Origin of the sequence: uncultured Fretibacterium sp. (genome assembly GCF_963544685.1) — a bacterium.
In the GTDB taxonomy this organism is placed as follows: domain Bacteria; phylum Synergistota; class Synergistia; order Synergistales; family Aminobacteriaceae; genus CAJPSE01.
Window position 1 is genome coordinate 1 of record NZ_CAUUGJ010000125.1, and the last position, 6,233, is coordinate 6,233.

A 6,233-nucleotide genomic window follows, 5' to 3' on the forward strand; every position below is an offset into this window, starting at 1 on the left:
GCCGATGGACCGTGCCCAGCTCCGCCATGCGCAGCGGCAGGTCGCGGTAGCTGCGGAGCTGCGTCTTGTAGACCAGGATGCCGCCGGGACAGTTCATCGGCTTGACGGCGAAGGGCTTCTCGTCGATCTCGGTGAAGTACATGTTCTCCTTGTAGTGGTCCCAGTGCCCGGACTGAATCCACAGCGAACGGTCCAGGATCAGCGGCGTGCGGATCTCCACGTAGCCGCGCTTCAGGTGCTCCCGACGCCAGAAGTCGGTGAGCGCATTCAGGATGGCCATCCCCTTGGGGTGGAAGAACGGGAAGCCCGGCCCCTCGTCGTGGAGGCTGAAAAGGTCCAGCTCGCGCCCCAGCTTGCGGTGATCGCGCAGCTTCGCCTCCTCCAGGCGCTTCAGGTGCTGTTTCAGCTCGTCCGGCGTGGCGAAGGCCGTGCCGTAGACGCGGGTCAACATCTTGTTCTTCTCGCTGCCGCGCCAATAGGCCCCCGCGACGGAGAGCAGCTTGAAGTGGCGCAGCCAGGACGTGTCGGGGACGTGGGGCCCCCGGCACAGGTCCACGTAGTTCCCCTGCCGGTAGAGCGAGACGCCCGGGACATCCAGGTCCGTAATCAGCTCCACCTTGTAGGGGTCGCTGCGGTCCCCGAAGAACCTCAGCGCCTCGTCCCGCCCCATCTCCACCCGCTCGACCCGCTCCGCCGCCCCCGCGAGGCGGCGCATCTCCGCCTCGATGGCGGGCAGGTCCTGCTCCGTGATCACCGCCCCGGCGACGTCCACGTCGTAGTAGAAGCCGTCCTTGATGCAGGGCCCGATCCCGAAGTGCGTTCCGGGATAGAGGTTCTCGATGGCCTGGGCCATCAGGTGCGCGCAGGAGTGGCGCAGGATGGAGAGCCCCTCCTCCGAGCCCGCCAGAACGGGCTCGAGCGTCCCCCCGGTCGAGACCTCCCGCTCCAGGTCCAGCAGCTCGCCGTTCAGCTTCCCGGCCAGAGCCTTCTTCTCCTGACCCAACCCGGCCAGCGCCTCGGACACCTTGACCGATCCCCGGTCGAACTCGCAGACCTTCCCATTGTTACCCTCAAAACGCAGCATAATCCATCCCCCCAAAATTTTGGAATAAAAAAAGCCCACGTTGTCTCCACAAACATGGAGACGACGTGGGCGCATTCGTGTCGCGGTTCCACTCCATTTCCGGCATGGCCGCCCGGCGGCCTCCGGCTCTCGAACCCGCTGTATGGGGCGGGGCCCCGACGCCTTATCCCGATGTACGGCCTCGGCGTCCGCTCGGAGGGGGTCTTCGCCTCGTCCGACGCGGCGGAACTCTCAGCCAGCGGCTCCGCCTCTCTGTGCGTCTCCTCCTCGGGGCAGAAAAAGCCCTCCGGTGAGGTTACTCGTCCTCTTCATCGCGACTCACTCGATATCGATAATGCGTGACAGGATACCACCAAACACGCCTTTCGGCAAGGGGAAAGCACGGGGAAACGACGGGGCTCAAGGGCCCCGCCCTATTTCGGCGCTCTGCGGAAGCTCACCCTCAGGTCGCAGACGTCGCCCCGCGTCCGGTAGCGGAAGAACGCAAGGGGGCGTCCGGCCTCGTCAAAGTCCCGGCGTTCCAGGAGCAGGATGGGGTCGCCCTCCGACAGCCCCAGCAGTTTCCCGTCCCCGGGGTCCACGGGGACGATCTCCAGGCTCTGCTCCGTCCTGAACGATGTCCTGCCGTAGTAGCGAAAGACCTCCAGGACGGAGAACGCCATGAACTCGATCCCCTCGATGCCCGGAAAGACCTCCCGGGGCAGGTAGAACTCCTCGATGTAGAGGGGCTGGCTCCCCTCCAGGACGCGCTGCCTGACGTGGAAGAGCGGATCGTCCGCAGGGACGGCCAGCTTCCTCCCGTAATAGGGCCCCGCGGCACGAAGCGCCTTTTTCAGGACCTGCCGTCTCAGCCGGTGCGGTTCCCGGAGCCGAAAGCCGAACTCCCCCTCGCCCAGGCGGGTCTCCGCCTTCAGCCTCACGTAGACGCCCTTCCCCGCGACGCTCCTCAGCAGCCCTTCTCGGACCAGGAGGGCGACGGCCTCCCGGACCGTCCGGCGGTTCAGGCCATAGGCCGCGGCCAGCTCGTTCTCGGAGGGGATCGCTGTCCCCGGCGGATACTCCCCCTCCTCGATCTTCGCCCGCAGCACCTCCCGGAGCTGGGCTCTGTAGCTCGGAAACCCTTCGTCCCTGGGCATCAGGCTTCTTCCTCGCGGCAGGCGGCGTTGTGATAGATGAGACGAATCCTGTCGCTCCGTATGACGCTCTTGCAGTACTCGACGGGCGTGCCCCCGCCATCGGTGACGACGGAGCGGACAAAAAAAGCGGGGCTCCCCTCGGAGACCCGCAGATGCCGCGCCTCCCACGCGTCCACGTAGGTAACGCTTATCGTCTCCTGTCCGACGGACAGGTCCGCGCCGTATTCCTCCTCGAGGACCGAGTACAGGGAACTCGAGGAGAGGGTTCGGTCGGAGATTCCGGGAAAGGCCGCCTCGCTGAGGTAAACGTACTCCAGAAGCAGGGGCTCCCCATCGAGCCGGCGAAGCCTCACGGCATGAAAAATGGACGTCCCCAGGGGAACCCGCAGGAACTTGCTCACGGACTTCGGGGCCTCGAAGGAACCGGACCTCAGGACCACGGAGTCCGGCTCCTTCCCCATCGAGCGGCCCCACTGGGTGAACGACAGAAGGTCCGTCAGGTCCTTTTCGAGCCTGCGTCTTTCGACGTAATGCCCCGACCCGACGCGGCTGGCGATCCTCCCCTCGAGGCGCAGAAGGAAGAGCGCCCGCCGCAGCGTCTCCCGGTGGACGTTCAGGGCGCCGCAGATCTCCCGCTCGCTGGGAAGCCGGCCTCCACGCGCCGGGTCGGATTCCTCGAGAAGGCAGAGGAGCCGCTCCTTCGCTCTCTCGAAAGGCGTGATCTCCTTAATGGTCCGTCAGCCTCCCGACTCCCTCTCTCCCGCTCCCGCTACAGGATGTTCCGTTCCGTATCCTTGTCGAAGACGTGGATGCGGTTCCAGTGCACGTGGAACTCGGCCTCGTCCCCCACCGTCTTCTCCGTATCCGGGACGACCCGCGCCACGACCTGCCGGCCGAAGAGCGTGGAGTAGAGAAGCGTCTCGGACCCCATGAGCTCCGCCACCTCCACGGTGGAGCGAAGGCGGGAAAATCTCTTCGTGAGGGGGTTGACCTCGCTCTCGTGAAGGCTTTCGGGGCGGATTCCGGCCACGACCTCCCTGCCCACGTAGCCCCCCTCCTTCAGCTTTCGTTCCCGCTCCTCGGAGACCCCCAGGACGCTGCCGTCCGGGAGCCGGATCTGAAGGACCCCATCCTCCTCGACGACCGTCCCGGGGAGGAAGTTCATCTGAGGGCTTCCGATGAAGCCGGCCACGAACATGTTGACCGGCCGGTCGTACAGCGCCTTGGGGGCGTCTATCTGCTGAATCTCCCCGCCGTTCATGATGACGATGCGGGTCCCCATCGTCATGGCCTCGGTCTGGTCGTGGGTCACGTAGATGAAGGTCGTCTTCAGGCGGTTGTGCAGCTTGGCGATCTCCGCACGCATCTGGACCCGCAGTTTGGCGTCCAGGTTCGAGAGGGGCTCGTCCATCAGGAAGACCCGGGGCTCGCGGACGATGACCCTCCCCAGGGCGACGCGCTGGCGCTGGCCCCCCGAGAGCGCCCTGGGCTTTCGGTGCAGCAGGTCCTCAATGCCCAAGATCTCCGCCGCCGCCCTCACGCGCTTTTCGATGACGTCCCCGGGGACCTTGCGGAGCTTCAGGCCGAACGCCATGTTGTCGTAGACGGTCATATGCGGGTAGAGGGCGTAGTTCTGGAACACCATGGCGATGTCCCGGTCCTTGGGGCAGAGCCCGTTCACCAGGGCGCCGTCGATGTAGAGCTCCCCCTCGCTGATGTCCTCGAGCCCGGCGATCATCCGCAGGGTGGTGCTCTTTCCGCAGCCGGAGGGTCCGACCAGCACGATGAACTCCCGGTCGTCGATGGTCAGGTTGAAGTCCTTGACGGCGACGACGCCCCCGGGATAGACCTTCTTGAGCCCCTTCAGTTCCAGACTGGCCATGGCGTTCCTAGTACGGCACCTTGCCCATGTAGCGACGGGTCTTGAGGGGATGGTTTCTCCTCTCCGCCAGGGCGTCGCTGTAGCGGCCGAGCACGGCCAGCAGGATGAACGGGCCGTAGATTCCGCGCCGCTCCGGGGCTATTCCCTCCAGAGGATAGTTCTTCGTGTCGATCAGATGGGCCCTGCGGGTGTACTGTTCGGCAAACTTGACCACGCGCTCGGTGAGGGGCCGGGTCTCGTCCTCGCCCTGGAATATCAGCAGGTTGGTGTCCTCCGTGAGGATCTCGAAGGCCCCGTGGAAGAACTCCCCCGCATGGATGGACTGGGCGGGAATCCACTGCATCTCCTGGAGGATGCACATGGCGTAGGAGTAAGCCTCGCCCCAGTTGATGCCGCTCCCGGTGACCATGAAGAAGGTCTGGTCGTGATTCTTCTCGGCGAACTCCCGCGCCTCGTCCCCGGCAGCGGCGCGGATGCGCATCAGCCCCTCCGGCAGAAGGCTCAGCTCCTTCTGCACCTGCTCGTAGTCGATGCCGTATCCCAGCTTGTCCAGGAGGCAGAAGACGATCTGATAGAGCATGATGAGCTTGGAGTCCGTGACCCCGAACGGCGCATCGTTGGCGAAGACGTAGTCCACGGTCTTGCCCAGCGGGGTGTCCGCCTTGCCGGCAAAGGCTATGGTGCGGGCGCCCCTCGAGCGGGCCAGCTCCGCGGCGGCCACGGTCTCCTTCGTCGTCCCCGTATAGGACGAGAGGATCACCAGGGAGCGCTCCGTCAGCGCCTTGGGCTTCATGTTCAGGAACTCGCTGGAGTTGTAGGGGGCCGAGGGAAGCGCCGTGTGAAGGGCCATCAGATACTGCAGCGGATACATGACCGCAAGGGAACCGCCGCAGCCCACGAAGAAGACGCTGTCGATCGGCTTCTTCGTGATCTCCTTCATGGCCGCCTCGATGTTCTCCCTCTCCCGGATGCCCCGCATGAGCACTTCCCTGTATTCCTGGTGAGACTGTTGAGCCTGAAGATCACTCATAGCTATCCTTTCACTCCTCCCGAGGTTATGCCTCGAATAAACTGTTTCTGAAAGATCAGGAAAAGAGCCACCATGGGCAGGGCGGAAAGCGTCAGCCCCGCCATGAGGATCGTCCATTCGGTGCGCAGACTGCTCTTGAGCCCCATCAGGCCGATGGGGATGGTCCTCAGGCTGTCGCTCTCGATGAACACCAGGGCGAACATGAACTCGTTCCAGCAGCTCATCGCGGTGAACAGGGCGGCCGTGACCAGGATGGGCTTGCTCATGGGAAGGATGATCCTGTAGAAGACCGTCCAGGCGGAACAGCCGTCGATGTAGGCGGAGTCCTCTATCTCCCTTGGGAGCGACAGCATATAGGACCGGATCAGGAAGGTGGTGAAGGGGATCCGGTAGGCGACGTAGGGAATGACGAGGGCCCAATAGGTGTTGTAGAGCTTCAGCCTTTGAAGCAGCCTGAAGAGCGGGATCAGGCTGACCTGAGGGGACAGCATGAGCCCTCCGAGGACGAAGAGGAGCAGGACTCCCTGCCCCCGAAACTCGAAGCGGCTCAGGGCGAAGGCCGCGCAGGCGCTGATGAAGAGGGTCAGGCAGACCGAGGTCCCCGTGACGATGATGCTGTTCAGAAAATAGCGCCCCACGCCGCCCCTCCACGCGGTCGCGTAGTTCTCCCACAGAAATTTTTCAGGAAGCCCCCAGGTGTTCAGAAAGAGCCCCTGATTGTCCTTGAAGCCGCTGAGGACCATCCAGACCAGCGGCAGGATGATGAGCAGTGCGTAGAGGGCGAGAAGTCCGAGGACGAGGAGGTGTCCCGCCCTCCATCGGTTGTCGTGCATCATGGCGATGACCTAACTTTCCTGCCGTTTCGACGCCAGCAGCTGGACGAGCGTCATGGTGAAGGTGATGGCGAAGATCGTCGTGGCGATGGCCGAGGCCAGCCCCATCTCGTCGTTGCGGAACCCCGCGCGGTAGAGATAGGAGGCCAGCACCTCCGTGCTGCGTCCCGGCCCGCCGGCCGTCATGACGTAAACCTCGTCGAAGACCTTGAACCCTCCGATGAGGGTGATGATCACGCACATCACCAGCGTGTCCTTGACCTGGGGC

General features: G+C 64.3%; 6 protein-coding genes and 1 pseudogene. All 7 read right to left on the minus strand.

All coding sequences use genetic code 11. The features are described from left to right. A partial coding sequence (locus tag ABLA28_RS09950; RefSeq protein WP_347713532.1) for a threonine--tRNA ligase occupies positions 1-1,084 on the minus strand: 1,084 nt, incomplete at its 3' end. 413 nt (positions 1,085-1,497) lie between these two features. Further along, positions 1,498-2,220, minus strand: coding sequence for a GntR family transcriptional regulator (locus ABLA28_RS09955; RefSeq protein WP_347713533.1), 723 nt, complete (start codon positions 2,218-2,220; stop codon positions 1,498-1,500). Further along, positions 2,220-2,681, minus strand: coding sequence for a UTRA domain-containing protein (locus ABLA28_RS09960; RefSeq protein ID WP_347713534.1), 462 nt, complete (start codon positions 2,679-2,681; stop codon positions 2,220-2,222). Before ABLA28_RS09960 ends, ABLA28_RS09955 begins: the two co-directional genes overlap by 1 nt. Before the next feature lie 308 nt (positions 2,682-2,989). Continuing rightward, positions 2,990-4,102: a sn-glycerol-3-phosphate ABC transporter ATP-binding protein UgpC gene (ugpC, locus tag ABLA28_RS09965; protein ID WP_314718555.1), complete on the minus strand. Its 1,113-nt coding sequence runs from the start codon at positions 4,100-4,102 to the stop codon at positions 2,990-2,992. Positions 4,103-4,109: 7 nt separating this feature from the next. Next, positions 4,110-5,132, minus strand: a complete 1,023-nt coding sequence (locus ABLA28_RS09970; RefSeq protein ID WP_299302146.1) for an SIS domain-containing protein — start codon at positions 5,130-5,132, stop codon at positions 4,110-4,112. Between the two features lie 2 nt (positions 5,133-5,134). Continuing rightward, the gene (locus ABLA28_RS09975) at positions 5,135-5,968 is read right to left on the minus strand and encodes a carbohydrate ABC transporter permease (RefSeq protein ID WP_347713535.1); all 834 of its coding nucleotides are present in this window, start codon (positions 5,966-5,968) and stop codon (positions 5,135-5,137) included. Positions 5,969-5,977: 9 nt separating this feature from the next. Beyond that, positions 5,978-6,233: pseudogene (locus ABLA28_RS09980) on the minus strand (sugar ABC transporter permease); the annotation flags it as partial.

What these genes read in the sequence shown, in the direction of transcription:
- ABLA28_RS09970 (WP_299302146.1), bottom strand. Translation starts at nt 5,132, where the DNA reads ATGAGTGATCTTCAGGCTCAACAGTCTCACCAGGAATACAGGGAAGTG.
- ABLA28_RS09960 (WP_347713534.1), bottom strand. Translation starts at nt 2,681, where the DNA reads ATGGGGAAGGAGCCGGACTCCGTGGTCCTGAGGTCCGGTTCCTTCGAG.
- ABLA28_RS09975 (WP_347713535.1), bottom strand. Translation starts at nt 5,968, where the DNA reads ATGATGCACGACAACCGATGGAGGGCGGGACACCTCCTCGTCCTCGGA.
- ugpC (WP_314718555.1), bottom strand. Translation starts at nt 4,102, where the DNA reads ATGGCCAGTCTGGAACTGAAGGGGCTCAAGAAGGTCTATCCCGGGGGC.
- ABLA28_RS09955 (WP_347713533.1), bottom strand. Translation starts at nt 2,220, where the DNA reads ATGCCCAGGGACGAAGGGTTTCCGAGCTACAGAGCCCAGCTCCGGGAG.